Here is a 20,100-nt window from a genome sequence, read left to right as displayed (position 1 = left end):
CTGTAAAAGTAAAGTTTTATCTGGTTACCTCGTCTGTTAATTCGGATTAATCAATTTTGGGGCTAAAATATCGAAAAATACTATCGATTGTATAGGAAATATCAACTCAATCTTGAAGGTTATTTTTTGTATTATTGAACTGGAAATTCAAAACAAAGAATCAGAGAAATGGAAGACATTGCAGGTAAGACATTTGACGTAGTAATTGTTGGAAGCGGTCCCGCGGGATTAACGGCGGCCTTGTATGCGGCGCGCGCCGACTTGAGCCCGCTGGTGTTTGAGGGACCCGAACCCGGTGGCCAGTTGATGCAGACCACAGACGTGGAAAATTATCCCGGGTACCCCGAAGGCGTGCTGGGCCCGAAAATGATGGAGGACTTTCGCGACCAGGCCCAGCGGTTTGGAGCAGACTGCCGCTATGGCATGGTTACGAATATTGAATTTGACGAGCGCCCCTACAAGCTGACCGTCGATGAAGAGACGGACTTGTACGCAAAATCGATTATCATTTCCACGGGGGCTTCAGCCAAGTGGCTGGGACTTGAGAGCGAGCAGCGCCTCCGCGGGAAAGGAGTCTCTGCCTGTGCGACCTGTGACGGGGCTTTTTTCCGCGATGAGCACGTGATTGTAGTGGGCGGCGGCGACACGGCCATGGAGGAAGCCACATTCCTGACGAAGTTTGCCAGCAAGGTCACCGTGCTGCATCGCCGGCAGGAACTGCGAGCCTCCAAAGCGATGCAGAACCGGGCATTTGCCAATGAGAAAATTGAATTTATGTGGGATACCGAACTCCACGAGGTGCTGGGCGATGAAGTCGTGGACGGTGTAAAGGTGATCAACAACGAAACTCAGGAGATAACCACCCTCGACGATGTAACCGGCGTATTTATCGCGATTGGGCACAAGCCGAACACCGACCTATTCAAAGGGGTGCTTACGATGGATGATGTCGGATATATCCAGACGAAAGGCCAGTCAACCGAAACAGACCTGCCCGGCATTTTTGCCTGCGGAGATGCAATGGATCCCGTCTACCGGCAGGCCGTTACCGCTGCGGGAACCGGTTGTCGTGCCGCCCTCGATGCGGAACGGTATCTCGGTGAGCAGGAGGTAAAAGAAAAGGTTGCCGTAGCTGAATAATACAGTTCTAACAAGTAACGAGTGATGAGACGTTATTCATCACTCGTTACTCCTCCTCTTGCTTTTCCTTGCCCACCGTTTTCTCCGTCTCTTCCTCCTTTTGAGATGAATCATCCTTTGCTTTCGGGCCTTCATCCTCTTCAATGTCGATGACAACTTCCGCCTCGTCTACTTCGTATTCATCTTTATCCATCTCTTCTTCGGGATAGCGTTCAACGATAATTTTGACATCATTCATAAACAGGGCAAACATCCCGATGGCCGAAATAACGGGTGCCATTGCCGTAACGAGGGCCGTACCCGCCACGCCCGCGGTAAGCTGCGTCTGAAAGAGAACTTTTCCCTCCTTGTTCTCGATGATCAGCCGGCGCGCACTACCCTCTTTAATCAGTCGGCGAACCTGTTTAATTACCTCTGATACCGTTCCTTTTAACTCTTCCGTGAAGGTCGTTTTTGATTCTGAGGATTTCATAATCTCTTTTTTCATGTTATTCCAACTCCGATGCACAAAATAGATAAAATTTTGTAAGGATCACCCCGCTCACAGGTCTTACTACGTAGAGTTAACGATAAAGATTCAATATTCATAATCATGTTATCAAGAGTATACAGTGCGGCAACCATCGGGGTGGATGCCAAGATTATTGAAGTAGAGACGAATATGTCATCAGGAATGCCAAAATACTTTCTGGTGGGGCTGCCCGACCGGGCGGTTAGTGAATCAAGCGACCGGATAGAGGCGGCCCTTTCCAATTCGGACGCCAGCTTTCCACGGGGACGGGTTACCGTGAACCTGGCACCGGCGGATCTTCCCAAAGAGGGCAGCGCCTTTGATCTGCCCATAGCCGTGGGACTGCTGAATGTTTCCCGCCAGCTAAAGACTGACAAGCTGGATTCTACATTGATCGTCGGAGAGCTGGCCCTGGATGGTAAGTTGCGGCCGATAAACGGCGTGCTGCCGGTCGCCGTGGAAGCTCAAAAACAGGGGATGGAAAACATTATTGTGCCCGCCGATAATGGTCCCGAGGCAGCCGTGGTAGAAGGGATAAATGTCTACGCCTTTGAAAAACTGGTAGATGTGATGGCCTGGCTCGAGGATGATGTGGGGGAACCGCTTCGGGTTGACATTGACGAGATGTTCAGTAAAAATGGGCAGGGCGAAATACTGGATTTCAGTGATGTGCGCGGGCAGGAGAATGTGAAGCGGGCGCTGGAAGTGGCCGCGGCCGGTGGACATAACGCCGTGATGGTGGGTCCGCCCGGTTCCGGGAAAACGATGATGGCGCGTCGGCTCCCCACTATTTTGCCCCCGCTGACGCTCGATGAAGCCCTGGAAACCACCAAAATTCATTCAGTATCAGGATTGCTACCCTCCGGGAAGGCCCTGGTCACACAGCGCCCATTTCGTTCGCCTCACCACACGGTCTCGGATGTGGCCCTGGTAGGCGGCGGCAGCATACCGATGCCGGGCGAAATATCGATGGCCCATAATGGCGTCCTGTTTCTGGATGAGTTGCCGGAATTCAAGCGCAGTGCCCTCGAGGTGATGCGCCAGCCACTGGAAGATGGCTCGGTCAGCATTTCGCGGGCAAGAATGAGCGTCAGCTATCCCAGTCGTATCATGCTGGTGGCCTCCATGAATCCATCGCCGACCGGCGACTGGTATGACGCCTCCGATCCCGCGGGCGCCTCACCGGCACAGATGCAGCGCTACCTGAGCAAGATCAGCGGTCCCATGCTCGATCGCATTGACCTGCATATTGAGGTGCAGAAAGTGAGCTACGAGGAGCTCTCCAGCAAGTCGAAAGGGGAGACCTCGCAGGAGATCCGGGAGCGTGTGGTGGAGGCCCGCGAGCGGCAAACCCAGCGGTTTTTGGGAGTGAAAGGCGTGTACTGCAACGCCCAGATGAATACAAAAACGTCCCGGAAAATATGCAAGCTGGATGACAGCAGTTCCCAGATGCTTAAGAAGGCGATCACTTCACTGGGACTTTCGGCCCGCGCGTATGACCGGATTTTGAAAGTATCACGGACGATTGCGGACCTGGAGCACTCGGAAGAGATCCGGCCGAACCATGTTGCGGAGGCGATTCAGTATCGCAGCCTGGACCGGGAAGGCTGGCTGGGATGACTGCGGTGCATGGCGTGCATTAAAAAGAGTCAAATTTGCTGAGAAAAATTCCGGATGAACCCTTGGTTCGTAGAACATCGGTTGCAACAAAAAATGGTCCTGCTAGTACGAATAGGTGTCGATATCACAGTTGCCTGTTACAAAATGGATAAACATAGATAAGTAAATAGGCGGTTAATGATAAGCCGGCCTTAAAAATGACGCTTTAATGTCCCATGGAAAAATTAAAGATCACTGTTATGACCCAACAAAGTTACGGTAGAGGCGGTTTGGTATTCGTAATTCCCTTTTTGATACTCCTGTTATACCTGCTTTTTGTGTGATATTTCAAAGCAGTATTGACTTGGGGAAGCAAATTGGATATGCTGTCCGCAACTTGTGATGTTAACTCAATAACGGATTATTGCCACAGTTTGCGGAAATAGTATTCCCCACGGCCGTACGACACCCCTTTACGTACGGCGTACCGGATCACCTGCGGGATCAGCTCCAGGTGGGCACCCGCGTGTGGGTCCCCCTGCAAAAGCACAAGTCTATTGGCATGGTGGTGGCTGTCCACGATCGCAAGCCGGATTTCAGCACGCGGCCCATCGAAAAAGTGCTGGACGATACGCCTGTTCTTTCCGACGAACTGCTCAGTCTCACGCGGTGGATTCACCGGTTTTATTACTGTGGATGGGGAGAAGTGATTCAGACGGCCCTGCCGGTGGGACTGAATTTCTATGCTGAAAAATATCTCCAGCCCGGCGATGTCTCTTCTGAAGATGGTTTGGGCCAACAGGAAAAGGAAATTCTGCGGGAGATCAGTGAGAACGGGGAATACCTGCATGACGAAGCCCAAAAACGGTGGTCCAACGGAAAATACAAAAGGGCGCTGAACAGCCTCATCAGGAATGAAACACTCGAAGTATGGGAGCGTCCGGTAATGAAGATGAAACCGCAAACCGAAAAGCAGTGGGATTGGCACCCTGAAAGCACCCCGGAAGAGGTGGATCGGCTGGTTCAAAAGCATCTGGACGAAGGCAAGGAATACAAGTGGATTCAGGCGTTGAACAAGCTTCGCGAGCTGGATCTGCCCAGGTTGAATAAGGAGCTTACCGACCATGAGCTGCTGGAATATTATACGCTGAACAGGATCGCAGAAGAGGGTTTGATTCGTGCCGAAGAGGTAGAGGTAACGAGCACCATTGACGGCTTGGAGCATGATCCGTCCAAAATTAAGAAGCTGAACAAAAAGCAGCAGCAGGCGTTTGAGGCGATCGAAAATCCGCTGGAGGAGGGCAATTTTTCCAGCTTTTTGTTATATGGAGTGACTGGAAGCGGAAAAACGGAGGTGTATATCCATGCCCTTAAAAAGGCGCTGAAACAGGGTAAAGGGGGCATCGTACTGGTCCCGGAAATAAGCCTGACGCCTCAGACCGTAAGACGGTTTTACCAGATTTTCGGTGATACGATCGCTGTGCTCCACAGCGGGCTTACCGACCGCGAGCGTTACAATGCCTGGCAGGATCTTCGAAATGGGGAGAAGCGGATTGCCATCGGGGCCCGGTCGGCTATTTTTGCGCCGGTCCAGGAGGTGGGGCTCATCATCGTCGATGAGGAGCATGACGCCTCCTACAAGCAAACCGATCCGGCACCGCGCTATCACGGTCGCGATGTGGCCATTATGCGGGCTTACCTGAATGACGCTACCGTGGTTATGGGATCGGCCACGCCGAGCATGAACGTGCTGTATAACGCCCGGAAAGGCAAAAGCACCATGCTTACGCTCCCCAGCCGGCACAAGGGAGCGACGCTTCCGGAGGTCCATGTTGTTGACCTGAAGCAGTACCGGTCGGCGATGAAAGGACCGCTGGCGGTATCCCTTTTCAACGCGGTTGAAGAAGCACTGGAAAGGAAGGAACAGGTAATACTGCTTCATAACCGGCGCGGCTATTCCTCTTTTCTGCAGTGTGCCGATTGCGGGCACATCCCGGAATGTCCCAACTGCTCCGTAAGCCTGACCTATCACAAAATACAAGATACACTTCGGTGCCACTATTGCGGGTACTCTCAGCGCATTCCCGGCAAGTGTGGGTTCTGCAACGGCAGTGAGATCAAGCAGCAGGGTATCGGCACCCAGCAGGTAGAAAACGAGCTGGAGAAACTTTTCCCCGATGCGAGCATCAGCCGCATGGATCGCGATACGACGTCGGGCAAGGGAAGCCATGAACGGATTTTGTCGAGTTTTGGAGATGGGGCCATTGATATTCTGGTGGGGACGCAGCTCGTGGCCAAAGGGCTCGATTTCCCGAATGTTACCATCGTAGGCGTCATAAATGCGGATACCGAGCTGGCCTTCCCCTCGTTTCGATCGGCCGAACGGATGTATCAGCTTCTCAGCCAGGTTTCGGGACGGTCGGGTCGGGCCGACAAAAAGGGAGAGGTGTACCTGCAGACCTGGCAGTCAGATCATTTTGCGATTCAGTGCGCGCGGGAGCACGATCACCGTAAATTTGCCCGGCAGGAGATGGCCAAGCGCAAAGATCTCTACTATCCTCCCTATTCCCGCATCGTGGCATTTCAGTTTAAAAGCCGAGATTCCCAAAAGGTGGAGAGGGTAGCCCACGCCTTCACCCGCTGCCTGCGCGAAATCGCGGGACAATACCCGGTCCTGGGACCTTCACCCGCGGCGATCACCAGGATGCAGGGTTTTGTGCGCTGGGAGAGTATGCTGAAGCTGGATCCGCAGTTGAAGACCTCCGAAATTGAGCAGCTGCTGGAGCGTACGTTTGACTATTATGACCAGGAAAAACCAAAGGGAACCAGCAGCGTCCGAATAAATGTTGATGTTGATGCGATAGAGTAAAAATGTCGGCGTTTGCAATATGCGGAAGAAATTCGATTATTAAAGAGCGCAATTGTTATTGAAGCGGTTCCTAATAAGAGGGCAGAGTTATGGGTGAACAACGGGTAAAGCTGGCTGACAGCCAGGAGGAGACTCAGCAGTTTATGAAGAATGTGCTGAAAGACCTCCACGCACTGGACAAGATGTTGAAGGGCGATTGGTTTGAAACCGATCCGCTCCGCATCGGTGCCGAGCAGGAGCTCTGCCTGGTCGACCGGCATGCGAAGGCCTCTCCCACCTCTATGGAAGTGCTGGAAAAACTGGATGACAGCGACTCGTTTACCACGGAATTTGCCAAGTTTAACCTGGAGATTAACCTGGAGCCCCTGGAGTTTACGGGGCGGTGCCTTTCCGAGATGGAAGACAATCTTTCTGAACGGCTTGAGACCGCGCGCAAGGCCGCCCAGGGGTTAAACAGCGACCTTATCCTTACTGGAATTTTGCCGACCATCCGCAAGGCCGATGTGGACATGAAAAATATGACGCCGCTGCAGCGCTACCGGGCCCTCTGCCAGGCGATAAATAAACTGCGGGGCGAAGAGTATGATCTGCGCATCCAGGGGATGGACGAGCTGCTGATGAAATTTGATTCTCCGTTGCTGGAGGCCTGCAATACCGGCTTCCAGGTTCACCTGCAGGTTACACCCGAGGAATTTGTGCGAAAATACAACATCGCCCAGGCGATTACGGCGCCGGTACTGGCCTGTTCGGTGGGTTCTCCCATTCTGTTTGGAAAACGGCTGTGGAGCGAAACGCGGATCGCCCTGTTCCAGCAGTCGGTGGATACGCGCCAGGTGGGCGATCACCTGCGCGACAGCAGCCCGCGGGTGACGTTTGGCAATGAGTGGGTACGTGACAGCATCCTCGATATTTTCCAGGAGGATACGGCGCGGTACCGCGTGCTGCTGAGCTCGGAGATTGAAGAGGATGTGGAGAAAAAGATGTCGGAAGGCGAGCCCCCGCTGCTTACAGCCCTTCAGATTCACAACGGCACGGTGTACCGGTGGAACCGGCCGTGCTATGGCATAAGCAACGGCAAAGCGCACCTGCGGATTGAGAACCGCGTTTTTCCTTCTGGTCCCACCGTAACCGACGAGGTGGCCAACTCCGCTTTCTGGCTGGGATTAATGAACAAGATGGAGGACTACTACCCGGATATCAGGGAAGTCATGGACTTTGACCAGGCCAAGATGAATTTTATTGCAGCTTCCAAAATGGGACTCGATACCAATTTCAGGTGGATCGATGACAGGCGTATTGACGCTGTTGATTTGATTACGGAAGAGCTGCTGCCGATCGCCCGTGAGGGCCTTGAAAAGGCGAATATTCGCGGCAGCGATATCAATACCTACCTGGAGATTATTGAGGAGCGAACGGAATCCGGCCAAACCTTGTCGTATTGGATGATTGAAAATTATGCTTCCCTCCTGAAGGAAAACAGCTCCAAAGAGCAGAGCCTGGCTGCCATGACCACGGCCATGATCAAGTACCAGAAGAAGGGAGAGCCGGTTCACAAGTGGGGCCGCGCCCGGATGGACGACCTGGAGCACTGGCAGCCCACGAGCCTGCTGGTCGAAGAGTTTATGACCACCGATCTATTTACCGTGCAGCGGGACGATATTATTGAGTTTACCGCCGATCTTATCGACTGGCGCCGGATACGGTATGTCCCTGTGGAGGACGACAAAAAGCATCTGGTTGGACTGGTAACGATGCGCAATATTTTTCGCCGGTACAACAATGCCCTGCATCATGATGAGGAGCTGGAGACGACGGTGGAGGAGATCATGATAAAAAACCCAATCACCATTCATCCCGAGGCCTCCATTATTGAGGCGATGGATATCATGGAAAGCCAACAAATTGGCTGCCTGCCGGTCGTCAAAAACAACCGTTTGGTAGGTATCATCACCGAAGGAAACTATATGACTATTACCGCCCGTTTGTTAAGGGTCATACACGCTAACAGCAACAAAAATGATGAACAGTCCGATCTCGACTATTAACCCTACCCCCGCAACACAAGCCAGTTCACGCGTTGTCGGCCGAATTGATGGAGCCGATGATGGTCCCACTATAATTATTATCGCAGGTATCCACGGAAATGAGCCCGCGGGTCTGCGCGCGCTCGAAAGTTTATTTGCCGGGCTGGCGGGGCAGGAACAACATTTTAAAGGGAAACTGGTCGGAATTCGAGCCAATGAACGCGCCCTTTATGAAGGGGTGCGCTTTGTGGATGAAGATATGAACCGGATCTGGTTTCCCTCAATTATTGATAAAATTGAGCGCAGCGCGGCGGAAGAGCTGGAATCCACCGAGCGGGCAGAAATCAAGGAGTTGCTGCGGGTTATTCAGCGCGAGATTCCGGAAGAAACCAACAACCCGGTTATTTTTGTGGATGTCCACTCGTTTTCCGCACAGGGTGAAATGTTTGCTATTACCGCCCGGAAAGAAAACCATATGAAGCTTCTTTCTGCCATGCACGTTCCCATGATTTTTGGTATTGAAGAGGCCCTGCGGGGTACGGCGCTGCGCTATTTCCAGGATGCGGGTTACATTACGTTTGCCTTGGAGGGCGGGAATCACCAAAATAAGCTGACCGTCACCAATAACACCGCGGCACTCATGCTGCTGGTGGAAGCCGCCGGGTGCCTGCCCGCCGCGAACATTCCCAACTATGAAGAGTACAATCGCCATCTGCTTCATCAGAATAACCAGCTCCCCACGTCGGTGGAGTTTGTCTACCAGCATATCATCGAGGACGGAGACCGTTTTGAGATGCGCCCCGGCTATACCAACTTTCAGCCGGTAAAAAAGGGGGAGTGGCTGGCCAGCGACCGAAACGGGCAGATCCGCGCGCAGTGCGACGGCTATGTATTGATGCCCCTGTACCAAAAGCAGGGGGATGATGGATTTTTTATTGTCAGGTAGCAGGTATGATTGCCAAATTTTTTTATCTTGTACCAACCACCAATATTTTAGCTCTTTCATTATAAATGAGCTTAATTTGTACGAATTTTTGGCCAGTCACTGAAGGATTTGTCCTAATAGCATTAAAATCTCCCGTTTGCAATGAATGATTACCAGTTCATAGATGGAACAAGACTGTCATCCGTTATCGAATCGATTATCTTTTCGAGTCCGGAACCGATCACGGCCGTTAAGCTGTGCGAGGTGATCCAGCAGGGCGAAGAAAACCTGGAGCTCGAGCCCGATGCGATCGAAATGTTTGTATCCAAATTGAACCAGCGGTATGATGAAAACGGGCTGGCGTTCAATATTAAGCGGGTGGCGGGAGGCTTTACCTTTGCCACACGCAAAAAGTACGATCCCTGGCTGAGCATCATTCAGCACGAAAATGCCTATCGCAAGCTTTCGCAGTCAGCCATCGAAACCCTGGCTATTGTGGCGTACAAGCAGCCCATTACCAAGCCGGAAGTCGATGACATCCGCGGGGTTGATTCGGGCTATATTCTGCGCCAGCTGCTGGAGAAGGTGCTGATCGAGGTCTCGGGCCGGCTCGATGCTCCCGGCAAACCGCTGCTGTACCGAACGACGGAGCACTTTCTGCAGCATTTTGGGCTTAACTCGATTGATGAGCTGCCCAAGCCGCGGGAGATCGAGGAGATCCTCAAGGATGATGATATGGCGAAACACCGGCAGTTTTTGATCGATCGGCAACTTGAGCTCGAAGATCTGGAAAAGCAGCAGGGAGAGGAAGATGATATCTCCCTGATCGATGTTGTCAAAAAGTTGAGCGGGGACAGCGAGGGCAATGGCGCCCCTGAAGCTGGGCAGGAGGAGCATGACGGAGAAAATGAAGATGAACAGGAACAATCAGGTGATAAAGATAAGGTAGAAGATGTCGTCTCGACGTAAAAGAAAAAGACCTGGAAGCAATAAAAGTAATAAGCAGAATCCAAAGCAAACGCCCAACGAGGCACGGCAGGACTACGCCAAGGATGAAAAGATCCGTATAAACAAGTATATCGCCCATGCGGGATTATGCTCCCGCCGCGATGCCGATGAGTATGTGGAGCAGGGCAAGGTGAAAGTAAATGATGAAGTTGTCACCGAGCACGGGACGAAAGTAACGCGTGAAGACAAAGTTGAAGTTGACGGGCAAACCCTCAGTCTTGAGCCGTTTGTTTATATCCTGCTAAATAAACCGAAGGATACCATAACCACGACCGACGATCCCCGCGACCGTACTACGGTTATGGACAAGATTGAGGATGCCACCGGCAAGCGGGTGTATCCCGTCGGGCGCCTCGACCGCCACACCATGGGGCTGCTGATCCTCACCAACGACGGCGATCTTGCCCACCGGCTGATGCATCCCAGCTACCAGGTGCGCAAGACTTACGAGGTGGAAACCAGCCGGTACCTCACAGATGATGAGCTGGACGAAATGGTGCGGGGGATACCGCTGGAAGATGGAAAAGCGGAAGCATACCGGATCAGCAGGTTGCGCGGCAGGAACGGAATTTTGCTCTCTATCTTTGAAGGCCGTAATCGCCTTGTCCGCCGTATGATTGAATATTTCGGTGCCGAAGTGACCAAGTTAAAACGGGTAGAATATGCCGGTTTGACCCTCAAAGGGGTCAAAATGGGGCGCTGGCGCTATCTGAAACAGAAAGAAATAAACGGGCTGCGGAAGCTCGTCAAGCTGGATACGTTGAATTTTAGCAAGTAAGCAGATATCTATGCCTTTCACTAATATCGTAAAAACTTCAGGAGCGGTAGATTCAACAGAAGGTCTGCCGATCTATTACGACCTTTACGTCCCTTCGGGCAACGCAAGCGCGCGGTTTCCCGTAATTATATTCCTGCACGGATTTAAAGGGTTTAAAGACTGGGGACCCTTTCCAGACGCCTGTGACCAGCTGGCAAGAGCCGGTTTTGCCGTAGTGGCCATCAACTTTTCACTGAACGGGGTCGGGGAAAATATGACCGAGTTTGACCAGCTGGACCTGTTTGCCCGGGAGACGTTCAGCCAGGACCTGGATGATGTGGGCACTATAATCGAGGCCCTGAAGAGGAAGCGGATTTCAACCGATAAAGCGATCCTGGACACCGACACGATCGGCATCCTGGGGCATTCTCGAGGCGGACAAACAGCCGTTGCGGCAGCTGCCGAGTACCCCGAGATTGCATGCCTGGTCACGTGGTCGGCGGTGGCCGACTACAATGCCCGCTGGAGCATGCAGATGAAAAATGACTGGCAGAACAAAGGGTATACCGAGATTATGAACGGGCGCACCGGCCAGGTGATGCGAATCAATAAAGAGGTCTATGAGGATGCGGTGAACAATGCTGACCGCGTGATCGCCCTGAACCGCGTCAGCAACCTGCATCTGCCGGCACTTTTTATTCACTCGCGGGATGATGAATCGGTCCCGCACACCGAAGCTGAAAAACTTTACCGCAACTGTCCATCCGGCGAAAAGGAACTGAAGCTGGTGGATAATACGGGCCATACCTTTGGTGGAGCCCACCCGTTTAAGGAGGAAGAATTTCCCCCAAAGTTTGCCGAAATACTGGATGACACCACCCGCTGGTTCGAGGAGTATCTGAAGTAGCGGCTCGGCGGAATAAGATTTTCACGTGACGCACGTTTTATAAGCTGATGTGCAACTATTCCGATTTCAAACGAACCGTGTACGTGCTGAGATTATCTGTTATTGCGTTTATCCTCGTCGCCAGTCTGCAGCCAGCCCTCCATGCGCAGCATCCGCCGGAATTGATCAATGATGCCGAGTTCAGGCCGGTTGCCCGCCAGGCGGTCGATTCGCTCTATAATTTTAACCCGGAGGCGGCCCGCGACCTGCTCGAGCCCTGGAAAAGGCGGTACCCCGGGCATCCACTCTGGACACTGTTTGACGGAATTGAACTCTGGTGGCAGATTTTGGCCGATCTCGAAGATCGCTCCCACGACGAAAAGTTTTTCAACCTGATGGGGCGGGTGGATTATCAAAGCAGCCGGCTGCTGAGCAAAGACAGCAATCACGCTGATGCCCTGATCATGAAAGCGATCAGCAACGGCTATATTGCCCGGCAGCACGCCAACCGTGATAATTGGATAACAAGTGTAAACCAGTCAAGGAAAGCGTATAACGCCTACCAGTATTTACAGGAGGTACAACCCGAACTGCCGGATCTGAAGCTGGCCGAGGGCCTCAAACTGTATTATTCTGAATATTTGCCGGAGGCTTACCCGGTTGTAAAAACCGTATCATGGTTCCTGCCTGATGGCAACAAGCAGCAGGGGTTGAAGTTCCTGGCAGAAGCCGCACGACACGGAATATTTGCACAGGCCGAGGCACGGTATTTCCTGGCCAATATCAACTTGCTGTACGAGGAGAATTACAGCGAGGCAGCCCGAAACCTGGAGCAGCTGGTGCAGGCCTATCCCAACAACAACTATTACGCCCGCATATTGATTCGGAGTTATTTCCGCATGAACGAAGATGAAAAGGCCCTGCAGGCAATTGAAGTAGTTTTGAAGCGATGGGATCGGAAAAAGCTTGCGTTTGAAGGGGTTCTGAAGGAGGAACTGTTGACCTGGAAGGGGCGCATCCACTACCGGCGATTTCAGTATTCAGAGGCGGCCGATGTCTTACGGCTTGCTTACAGGGTCGGGGCGTCAATGGCCGATCCCGGCAGCCGGAGTCAGCACGTTATCGCCGGCTATTACCTGGGAAGAAGTCACCTGCAGGTTGGAAACAGGGACAAGGCCCGCCGATACCTGGAAGCCGTAACGCAGATGGATGCCCAGGAAAACTATCGAAGCCATGCGGAAGAGTTGCTTGATAAAAGTTTTTAACGCCTGCATACTGTACCTGCGGTTGCCTGTCAGCATCAGGATCGATAAAACAGGCAACTGTAAAGAGCAAAGTTCTTTTTTAAGAATTCCCAGGAAATTATGTATTTATCAAAGGAGGATTAAATAGCTAAGTTCAAAAATATTCGGATATGGAGTATAAAAAAATTATGGTCATGGGGGCGGGCGCCGTCGGGGCCTATTTTGGAGCTCGCATACAGCAAAGCAGTAACGCAGAGGTGGCATTCATAGCTCGCGGAGCGCACCTGGAGGCGATTCAAACCCACGGCATCCGTGTCGAAAGTCCCGAAGGCGACGCCAGGGTGAAGGTGGATGCCTTCGAAAGTCCGACGGAAGCGGGAACACCTGACCTGGTGCTGTTCACCGTAAAGTCTTACGATACAGAGGCGGCTATTGAGGACCTAAAGCCGGTGGTGAGCGAACATACTCAGATTCTGACTATACAGAACGGTATCGAAAATTATGAAAAGTTGAGACAGGCGTTCGGGTCGGATCGCGTGATTCAGGGATTCTGCCGCATCGGGGCGAGCATCACGGAACCGGGTGTTATCAGGCATATTTCCCTGGGGTCGGTGGTCGTTGGGGAGCCGGATGGAAGCAGAACGGACCGCCTGCAGGCCCTGGAAGGACTGTTTGAAAATACGCACATCCAGTTTACAATTTCTGATGACATATGGCACGAGGTCTGGGTTAAATTTACGTGGAACAGCATTTTCAATATGATGACAGCGGTAGGGGAGGTAACGGTGGATAAACTTTTTGTGGAGCCCGAGTCCGAGCAGTTGTGCTACAACCTCTTTGACGAGATCCGGCAAGTGGCAAAGCGGGAGGGGATTGAACTGAACGAGCAGGACCGGGAGCGCATAATCGAACAATCCAGAGCGCTGGAAGGATTTACTACCTCCACGTACAACGACCGCAAGAGTGGAAAAAAGCTGGAGTACGAGGCGTTTACGGGAGCGATCGTTCGACTGGCCCAAAAACACGAAGTTGCCGTACCCTGCAACCAAACGATGTATGCTTTTTTAAAGCTCATCACCTGAATGAGATCAATTATAGACAGCCTCCGGTAAAATCGTTAGTATTGTTCTGACTGATAATAAAAAAGATATGCTATTATGCTGACAGGCTTGATTTCAGATACGCACGACCATGTACCCCATATTAAAAAAGCGGTTGACCTTTTTGAGGAGAAGGGGGTGGAGCTGGTACTGCATGCGGGCGACTACTGCAGCCCGTTTACCATTCCCCATTTTAACGGCCTCAACCTGAAGGGCATTTTCGGAAATAACGACGGGGACCGGTACCTGCTGATGAACAAGTTTGATGCAATTGATGCCGACCTGGAGGGGGAGTTTATGGAGCTGGAGATCGGCTCTTTGCACGTCGCAGTGTACCACGGCACATATCCCGGCATTACGGAGGCGCTATACAAGTCAGGTCTGTATGATGTTGTCGTTAGCGGTCACACGCACACCGCCTTCACCAAAACGGTGAACCATACGCTGGCTATAAATCCCGGTACGGCCCACGGGTTTGATGAAAAGGCCACTGTTGCACTCCTTGATACCGAGACGCTGGACGTCGAGTTTGTTGAGCTGCATTGATTATACGAATTATCTCTGACTCAATGCATTGGTTATATTAAATCAGTTTTAAGAGCCCTTGATGTTACTCGTCAGAGGACTGTTTTCTCATCTGAGGAGTAACCTTAGGTTTTTAAAACCATTTGATTGCTAATAAGATATAGGCCTTAAGCCTCCTTTAACCTGGATTTGTGGTAAGATATTAACTCCCTCATGTACCTGGAGTTTTTGACTCAGTTATTCAATTTAATTTTTAAAGACTCTCGACTCCGCCTGATATGGATGCGCATGGCCTTTTCCGCCTCGTCGGCATTTCTGTTCAGCAGAGCTTGTATAATTTTTTTATGCTCCGGTAGCGTCTCTTCCGGGGGACGCAGTAACCCTTTCTGGTATGCCAGTATATGGACATTGCCAATCATTTCCAGCCGGGAGAGCATTTTATTGTCGCATAGCTGGCTAATAAGACTATGAAATTGTTGATCTGCTTTTTCATATTCTTTTTCCTCAATAGGTTCATTAGATTCGATAAATGGCACAAAGCAGTTCTTAATCGATTCTAAATCTGAGTCCTCTGCTTTTTCAGCTACAAGACGAGCTGCCAACCCTTCAAGAACCTCTCTGCACTCAAATACGTCAATCATCTCTTTTGTGCTGATTTCCCTGACATAATATCCTCTGCGTGGGATGCTCTCAACTAAAAATTCTGATTCCAGTATCTGTAATACTTTGAGCAACGGCGTGCGGCTTACACCAAGTTCCTCTGCGATTTCTTCCTGAACAATTTTTTGTCCTGGTTTTAGCTTATGTTCTAGTATTTGTGATTTCAATTGTTCGTGAATCCAGGAGGTCAAATCTATGTGTTCTGGTGGTGTACTCATATTTATGATATGTATGGTATAATGCTCTTCTTAAATGGACTATGATTTTTTGCAGACATGAAATGATCTGCATGATATCGAGAATATTTCTTTATCTGGGTAATAATTCAGGCAGTAAAATATAAGAGAAATAAAAATATTTAATTATTCCATGTATCGTTGGTTGATTTGAGGAGGGCTTCCATAAAAAAGAGATTGATGAAAACCGTCAGTAAAGACCCTTTACTTTATTATCAGCTATTTTGGTTTATGCATTTAAGATCCTCAAATGTATTGATAAGTCGGTTTACGATACCTTTTTCCCCTTTTCGGAGCCATACCTGTGGATTATAATAAGGTTTGTTGGGTTTATCTGGCCCGTCAGGATTACCGGTTTGTGACTGTAGATACGCCTCGTTCTGGGTATAGTAATCTTTTATACTCTCCCAGAAGGCCCACTGAAGGTCGGTATTGATATTCATTTTAGCAGTGCCGTACGATATCGCTTCCCGAATTTGATCCCGCGTACACCCTGATCCTCCGTGAAAAACATAGGTAACGGGGTTCTTGGCAGTGTTAAATTTCTTTGTAATGATCTCTTGGGCTTCTTTGAGTATTAAGGGTCTGAGTTCGACGTTATCGGGGTTATATACACCATGTACATTGCCAAAAGAGGCGGCAATAGTGAATTTGTCACTAATTTCTGAGAGTTGTTCGTAGGCACTGACTATTTCTTCAGGTCGAGTATACATACTGTTTTGTTCAACATCAGAATGGTCGAACCCATCTTCTATTCCTCCTGTAACACCAAGTTCTACTTCAAGAGTAATTCCCATCCGGGTCATTTTTTTAAAGTATTCTTTACAGGTCGCGATATTTTTGTCGATAGGTTCTGTGGATAGATCAAGCATATGTGAACTGAAAAGGGGGCTGCCGGTTTGTTCGAAATGTCTGCGATTGATAGTTAGCAAACCGTCTACCCAGGGGAGTAGGTCCCGGTTGGCGTGATCGGTATGTAACATAACCGGAACTCCGTACAGTTCAGCTACCTCATGAACATGGCGTGCTGCGGCCACACTCCCGGCAATAGAGGCCTGCTGGCTGGAGTTTAAGAGTTCTTTTCCCGCTATAAAATGACTCCCGACATTCGAAAATTGGATGATCACTGGAGAATTGACGGATTTGGCTGCCTCAAGTGCCGCATTTATGCTATTGGTACCGGTCACATTAACGGCGGGAATGGCAAACTCCTTTTCTTTGGCATGTTGGTAAAGTTGGGTTACGGAGTTACCTGTTAAAACACCGGGGGGGAATATCATGGTACTAATGGTTAGTAATTATTTTGTTAAGGTTTAGACAAAAGCGATAGCATCGTTCTATCACAACCACCATAGAGTAGCTGATTGCCAAAATTAAATTTTGTATTCAAAATTCAATATACGATATTCATTAATGCAAGGCCAGTTATAATCAGTGAATTAGATGGAGTTATCTGTTCACAGTCCTAAAGCTAATGTAAACCCAAAATGATACGCGTCAATAATGAAAAAATACACAATAGCAGCAGTTCACGGTGATGGCATCGGAAGTGAAATAATTCCTCCGGGGATTGCCGTGCTACAGAAGGCCGCAGATCAAATCGATTTTGCCCTTGAGGTCGATGAATTTGATTGGGGGGCGGGATACTATAAAAAACATGGGGACTTTATGCCGGATGATGGTTTGGAAAGACTCGGAAGGTACGATGCCATCTATTTCGGGGCCGTGGGTCTGCCGGATGTAGACGATACCCTTCCGGCCATGATGTATACCTTTAAAGTGCGCACGCATTTCAAGCAATACGTAAATCTTCGTCCCGTGCAGCTGTTGCCCGGCATTGCAAGTCCGTTGCGAAACAAGGGGCTTGACGATATCGACTTTGTGATTATCAGGGAAAACAATGAAGGGGAGTTTGTACAGAACGGGAAGATCATTCACCCGGACGAACCCCACGGTTTGGCAACGGATACGAGTGTATTTACGCGCAAGGGGATCGAGCAGGTGGCTCATTACGCATTCAGGCTGGCCCGGAAGCGGAATAACAAGGTTACCAATGTGACCAAGTCGAACACGCTCATTAACACGCTGGCGTATTGGGACCGGGTGATCGCGGAGGTAGCAGCGCAGTACAGCGACGTCGAGTACAACCAGATGTACGTGGATAATGCTTCTGCCACCTTTGTATTGAGGCCAGAAGTGTTTGACGTGATACTTACGACGAATATGATCGGGGACATTCTGAGTGATCTGGGAGGATCTATTATGGGCAGTCTTGGCCTGGGGCCCAGCGGAAATATAAACCCGGAGAAAGACTACCCGTCCATGTTTGAGCCGATCCATGGTTCGGCTCCTGATATTGCAGGGCAGAATATAGCAAATCCTATTGGCACCATCTGGTCGGGAGCTCTAATGCTGGATCATCTCGGAGAAGAGAAAGCCGCCAATGCAATTGTGAAGGCCATTCAGCAAACAACCCGGTCCGGAATCAAAACCGGGGATCTGGGTGGCAGTGCCAAAACCAACGAAGTGGCTGAACAAATTATCAAAAATATGGATCAGCAATGACTGGCAAGCGGTTGATAGATTTGACACTCACCTTTGATGAGCGCATGGATGGGGTATCCTTTGAAAATACAAGGGTACTTGAAAGAGACGGCTGGAATGCCCGGACCCTCCATATCTACGGACACTCCGGTACTCATATGGATGCCCCACTCCATTTTGGCGTTAATTCCCAAACGATTGATGATTTTGAACCCTCCGAGTTCATAGGACATGCTCATATACTCCGGCTGCCGGTCCAAGAAGATTCATACCTCATTTCGGTCTCCGACCTGGAATCGGTAAAAGATCAGATATCACCCGGGGACAGCCTGCTTATTCAAACCGGGTGGTCGGCATTTGTTTGGGAAGAACGTTATCGCAAAGGTCTTCCCCGAATTTCAGAACAGCTGGCCCACTGGATTGTCGACAAGGGAGTAAAAATGCTGGGGGTCGAACCGCCTTCGGTGGCCGATGTAAATAACCTGGATGAGGTTACCCGAGTCCACCAGATCCTCATGGAGGGTGGAGTTATTATTATTGAGGGGCTGACAAATATAGATAAAATACAGGGCGAAACCTGTACGCTTTTTGCCTTTCCCTTAAAAATAAAAGACGGCGATGGTGCACCAGCCAGGGTAATTGCAATAGAAGATGAATAATCAGATGACGATAGAGGAACAAATAAGGCAATGGCAATCCAATAGCCCGGATTCACGTCTGGTTCGGCAAATACGAAAAGAAAATGAGAAGCTGGATCGCACGCTGGTGGTGCTCGATGACGATCCGACAGGTACCCAGACCGTGCACGATCTGCCGGTGGTTACCTCGTGGGATGAAGAGCTCCTTGCCGAGCTATTCCGGGAGAAAACACCCATTTTTTATGTGTTGACCAACTCCCGGAGTTTAAACGCGGAGCAGGCCCGCGATCTCATTGCAACAATAGCCCGAAATTTAACGGCTGTTTCGGAAAGCACAGGACGGGATTATAGTGTCATATTACGGAGCGATTCCACGCTAAGGGGGCATCACCCGGCGGAGATGGATGCCCTGATTGAGACCATCGGAAAAGAACCCGATCTGAAAGTATTACACCCGGCATTTATTGAGGGGGGGCGGCTTACGTTTAACGGCGTTCATTATGCCGGTGAGGATGGTCGCTACCTGCCTTGTGGGGAGACCGAATACGCGCAGGATCCGACATTTGGTTACACATCATCCCATCTATCGGATTGGATTATTGAAAAAACCGGAGGGCGCGTATCATCTGATCAGGTAGTTTGTCTTTCCATTGACAGGATACGCAACAACAGTGTAGAAGATCTTGCCCGCCAGATACAATTGATAAGTAAAGGAAACTATCTCGTTGTCGATGCGCTGAGCTATCATGATATCGACAAGTTTTGTCTGGCCCTGCTTAAAAGTAAACGCAGCTTTGTAGCAAGGACGGCGGCATCATTTGTGGCATCAATGGGTGGAATAGAACAACGCCCACTGTTATCGGCTGAAGAGCTTGCCTACCATTCGGGATATGGTGGCTTGATTATCGCCGGTTCGTTTGTGGAAAAAACCACACGTCAGCTCAACAAGCTCATAGAGCAGGCTGATCTTAGGCACAAGGTACTTGATGTAAAACAGCTGCTTCAGACTGAGGATCGGGAAAGACTGCTGCAAGAATGGGTAAAAACAACGCAAAGATACATTGAGGATAACCAGGATCTGCTCATCTATACCAGCAGAGAGGTAGTGACCACTGATGAGGTTAACAAACATTTAGATATCGGCAAGAGGATATCAACATTTATTTCAGATCTGGTACGCGCTTTACCTGTCACGCCTTCCTTTTTGATTGCCAAGGGCGGCATTACCTCCAGCGATATTGCGACAGAGGCACTAAATGTAAAAAAAGCCCGCATTATGGGACAGATTCTGCCCGGAATACCGGTCTGGGAGCTGGGCAATGAAAGTAAGTATCCGGGCATGCCCTACATCATATTCCCGGGAAATGTAGGCGGGGACGAGGCTTTGGTGGATGCGCTGAGACGCATCAAGGGTGAGGAGATTTAATTACAGCA

The 20,100-nt window shown here is 50.3% G+C and carries 17 protein-coding genes; 14 read left to right on the top strand and 3 right to left on the bottom strand.

Annotated elements, in window-relative coordinates; all coding sequences use genetic code 11:
* The first annotated feature begins 168 nt into the window (after positions 1 to 168).
* Positions 169 to 1,140, top strand: a complete 972-nt coding sequence (gene trxB, locus ACG2F4_RS00640; protein WP_395257247.1) for a thioredoxin-disulfide reductase — start codon at positions 169 to 171, stop codon at positions 1,138 to 1,140.
* A gap of 46 nt (positions 1,141 to 1,186) precedes the next feature.
* Here the strand turns inward: trxB and ACG2F4_RS00635 are convergent, their stop codons facing one another.
* Positions 1,187 to 1,612 carry a DUF4342 domain-containing protein gene (locus ACG2F4_RS00635; RefSeq protein WP_395257245.1) on the bottom strand — a complete coding sequence of 142 codons (426 nt, stop codon included), beginning with the start codon at positions 1,610 to 1,612 and terminating at the stop codon, positions 1,187 to 1,189.
* Between the two features lie 120 nt (positions 1,613 to 1,732).
* Here ACG2F4_RS00635 and ACG2F4_RS00630 point away from each other — a divergent pair, with 120 nt between their 5' ends.
* From ACG2F4_RS00630 to ACG2F4_RS00585, 10 genes are all read left to right on the top strand, one after another.
* Positions 1,733 to 3,271, top strand: coding sequence for a YifB family Mg chelatase-like AAA ATPase (locus tag ACG2F4_RS00630; RefSeq protein ID WP_395257243.1), 1,539 nt, complete (start codon positions 1,733 to 1,735; stop codon positions 3,269 to 3,271).
* A 403-nt stretch (positions 3,272 to 3,674) separates the two neighbouring features.
* Entirely contained in the window at positions 3,675 to 6,119 is a 2,445-nt protein-coding gene (priA, locus tag ACG2F4_RS00625) for a primosomal protein N' (RefSeq protein WP_395257241.1), read from the top strand.
* An 89-nt stretch (positions 6,120 to 6,208) separates the two neighbouring features.
* A complete protein-coding gene (locus ACG2F4_RS00620) occupies positions 6,209 to 8,164 on the top strand; it encodes a glutamate-cysteine ligase family protein (protein ID WP_395257239.1) in 1,956 nt (651 codons plus the stop codon).
* On the top strand, positions 8,136 to 9,089 hold the full coding sequence (locus tag ACG2F4_RS00615; RefSeq protein ID WP_395257237.1) for a succinylglutamate desuccinylase/aspartoacylase family protein: 954 nt from the start codon (positions 8,136 to 8,138) through the stop codon (positions 9,087 to 9,089). Before ACG2F4_RS00620 ends, ACG2F4_RS00615 begins: the two co-directional genes overlap by 29 nt.
* A gap of 141 nt (positions 9,090 to 9,230) precedes the next feature.
* Positions 9,231 to 10,037: an SMC-Scp complex subunit ScpB gene (gene scpB, locus ACG2F4_RS00610; protein ID WP_395257235.1), complete on the top strand. Its 807-nt coding sequence runs from the start codon at positions 9,231 to 9,233 to the stop codon at positions 10,035 to 10,037.
* Positions 10,021 to 10,854 carry a pseudouridine synthase gene (locus tag ACG2F4_RS00605; protein WP_395257233.1) on the top strand — a complete coding sequence of 278 codons (834 nt, stop codon included), beginning with the start codon at positions 10,021 to 10,023 and terminating at the stop codon, positions 10,852 to 10,854. The genes scpB and ACG2F4_RS00605 overlap by 17 nt, the downstream gene beginning before the upstream one ends.
* Positions 10,855 to 10,864: 10 nt before the next feature.
* Positions 10,865 to 11,740, top strand: a complete 876-nt coding sequence (locus ACG2F4_RS00600; RefSeq protein ID WP_395257231.1) for an alpha/beta hydrolase family protein — start codon at positions 10,865 to 10,867, stop codon at positions 11,738 to 11,740.
* Between the two features lie 83 nt (positions 11,741 to 11,823).
* The gene (locus tag ACG2F4_RS00595) at positions 11,824 to 12,984 is read left to right on the top strand and encodes a tetratricopeptide repeat protein (RefSeq protein ID WP_395257229.1); all 1,161 of its coding nucleotides are present in this window, start codon (positions 11,824 to 11,826) and stop codon (positions 12,982 to 12,984) included.
* Between the two features lie 149 nt (positions 12,985 to 13,133).
* Positions 13,134 to 14,045 (top strand): ketopantoate reductase family protein, encoded by a 912-nt coding sequence (locus ACG2F4_RS00590; protein ID WP_395257227.1) that lies wholly within the window; start codon positions 13,134 to 13,136, stop codon positions 14,043 to 14,045.
* A gap of 75 nt (positions 14,046 to 14,120) precedes the next feature.
* Positions 14,121 to 14,609 carry a metallophosphoesterase gene (locus tag ACG2F4_RS00585; protein ID WP_395257225.1) on the top strand — a complete coding sequence of 163 codons (489 nt, stop codon included), beginning with the start codon at positions 14,121 to 14,123 and terminating at the stop codon, positions 14,607 to 14,609.
* Positions 14,610 to 14,821: 212 nt separating this feature from the next.
* Here the strand turns inward: ACG2F4_RS00585 and ACG2F4_RS00580 are convergent, their stop codons facing one another.
* Both ACG2F4_RS00580 and fbaA read right to left on the bottom strand, forming a co-directional pair.
* Positions 14,822 to 15,466 carry a GntR family transcriptional regulator gene (locus tag ACG2F4_RS00580; protein WP_395257223.1) on the bottom strand — a complete coding sequence of 215 codons (645 nt, stop codon included), beginning with the start codon at positions 15,464 to 15,466 and terminating at the stop codon, positions 14,822 to 14,824.
* Positions 15,467 to 15,699: 233 nt separating this feature from the next.
* The gene (fbaA, locus tag ACG2F4_RS00575; RefSeq protein ID WP_395257221.1) at positions 15,700 to 16,764 is read right to left on the bottom strand and encodes a class II fructose-bisphosphate aldolase; all 1,065 of its coding nucleotides are present in this window, start codon (positions 16,762 to 16,764) and stop codon (positions 15,700 to 15,702) included.
* Between the two features lie 223 nt (positions 16,765 to 16,987).
* Between fbaA and ACG2F4_RS00570 the strand changes: the two genes are divergently transcribed.
* Genes ACG2F4_RS00570 through ACG2F4_RS00560 form a run of 3 tightly spaced genes read left to right on the top strand, consistent with a single transcriptional unit; the run spans position 16,988 to position 20,092 of the window.
* Complete coding sequence (locus ACG2F4_RS00570; RefSeq protein WP_395257219.1) at positions 16,988 to 18,049, top strand: isocitrate/isopropylmalate dehydrogenase family protein; 1,062 nt, start codon at positions 16,988 to 16,990, stop codon at positions 18,047 to 18,049.
* The gene (locus ACG2F4_RS00565; protein WP_395257217.1) at positions 18,046 to 18,687 is read left to right on the top strand and encodes a cyclase family protein; all 642 of its coding nucleotides are present in this window, start codon (positions 18,046 to 18,048) and stop codon (positions 18,685 to 18,687) included. Before ACG2F4_RS00570 ends, ACG2F4_RS00565 begins: the two co-directional genes overlap by 4 nt.
* Complete coding sequence (locus ACG2F4_RS00560; RefSeq protein WP_395257215.1) at positions 18,680 to 20,092, top strand: four-carbon acid sugar kinase family protein; 1,413 nt, start codon at positions 18,680 to 18,682, stop codon at positions 20,090 to 20,092. Before ACG2F4_RS00565 ends, ACG2F4_RS00560 begins: the two co-directional genes overlap by 8 nt.
* Positions 20,093 to 20,100: the final 8 nt, after the last annotated feature.

This window comes from Halalkalibaculum sp. DA3122 (assembly GCF_043951865.1).
In the GTDB taxonomy this organism is placed as follows: domain Bacteria; phylum Bacteroidota; class Rhodothermia; order Balneolales; family Balneolaceae; genus JAMQKA01.
Note: the sequence above shows the minus strand (reverse complement) of the source record. Positions and strands in the feature narration are given on the sequence as shown.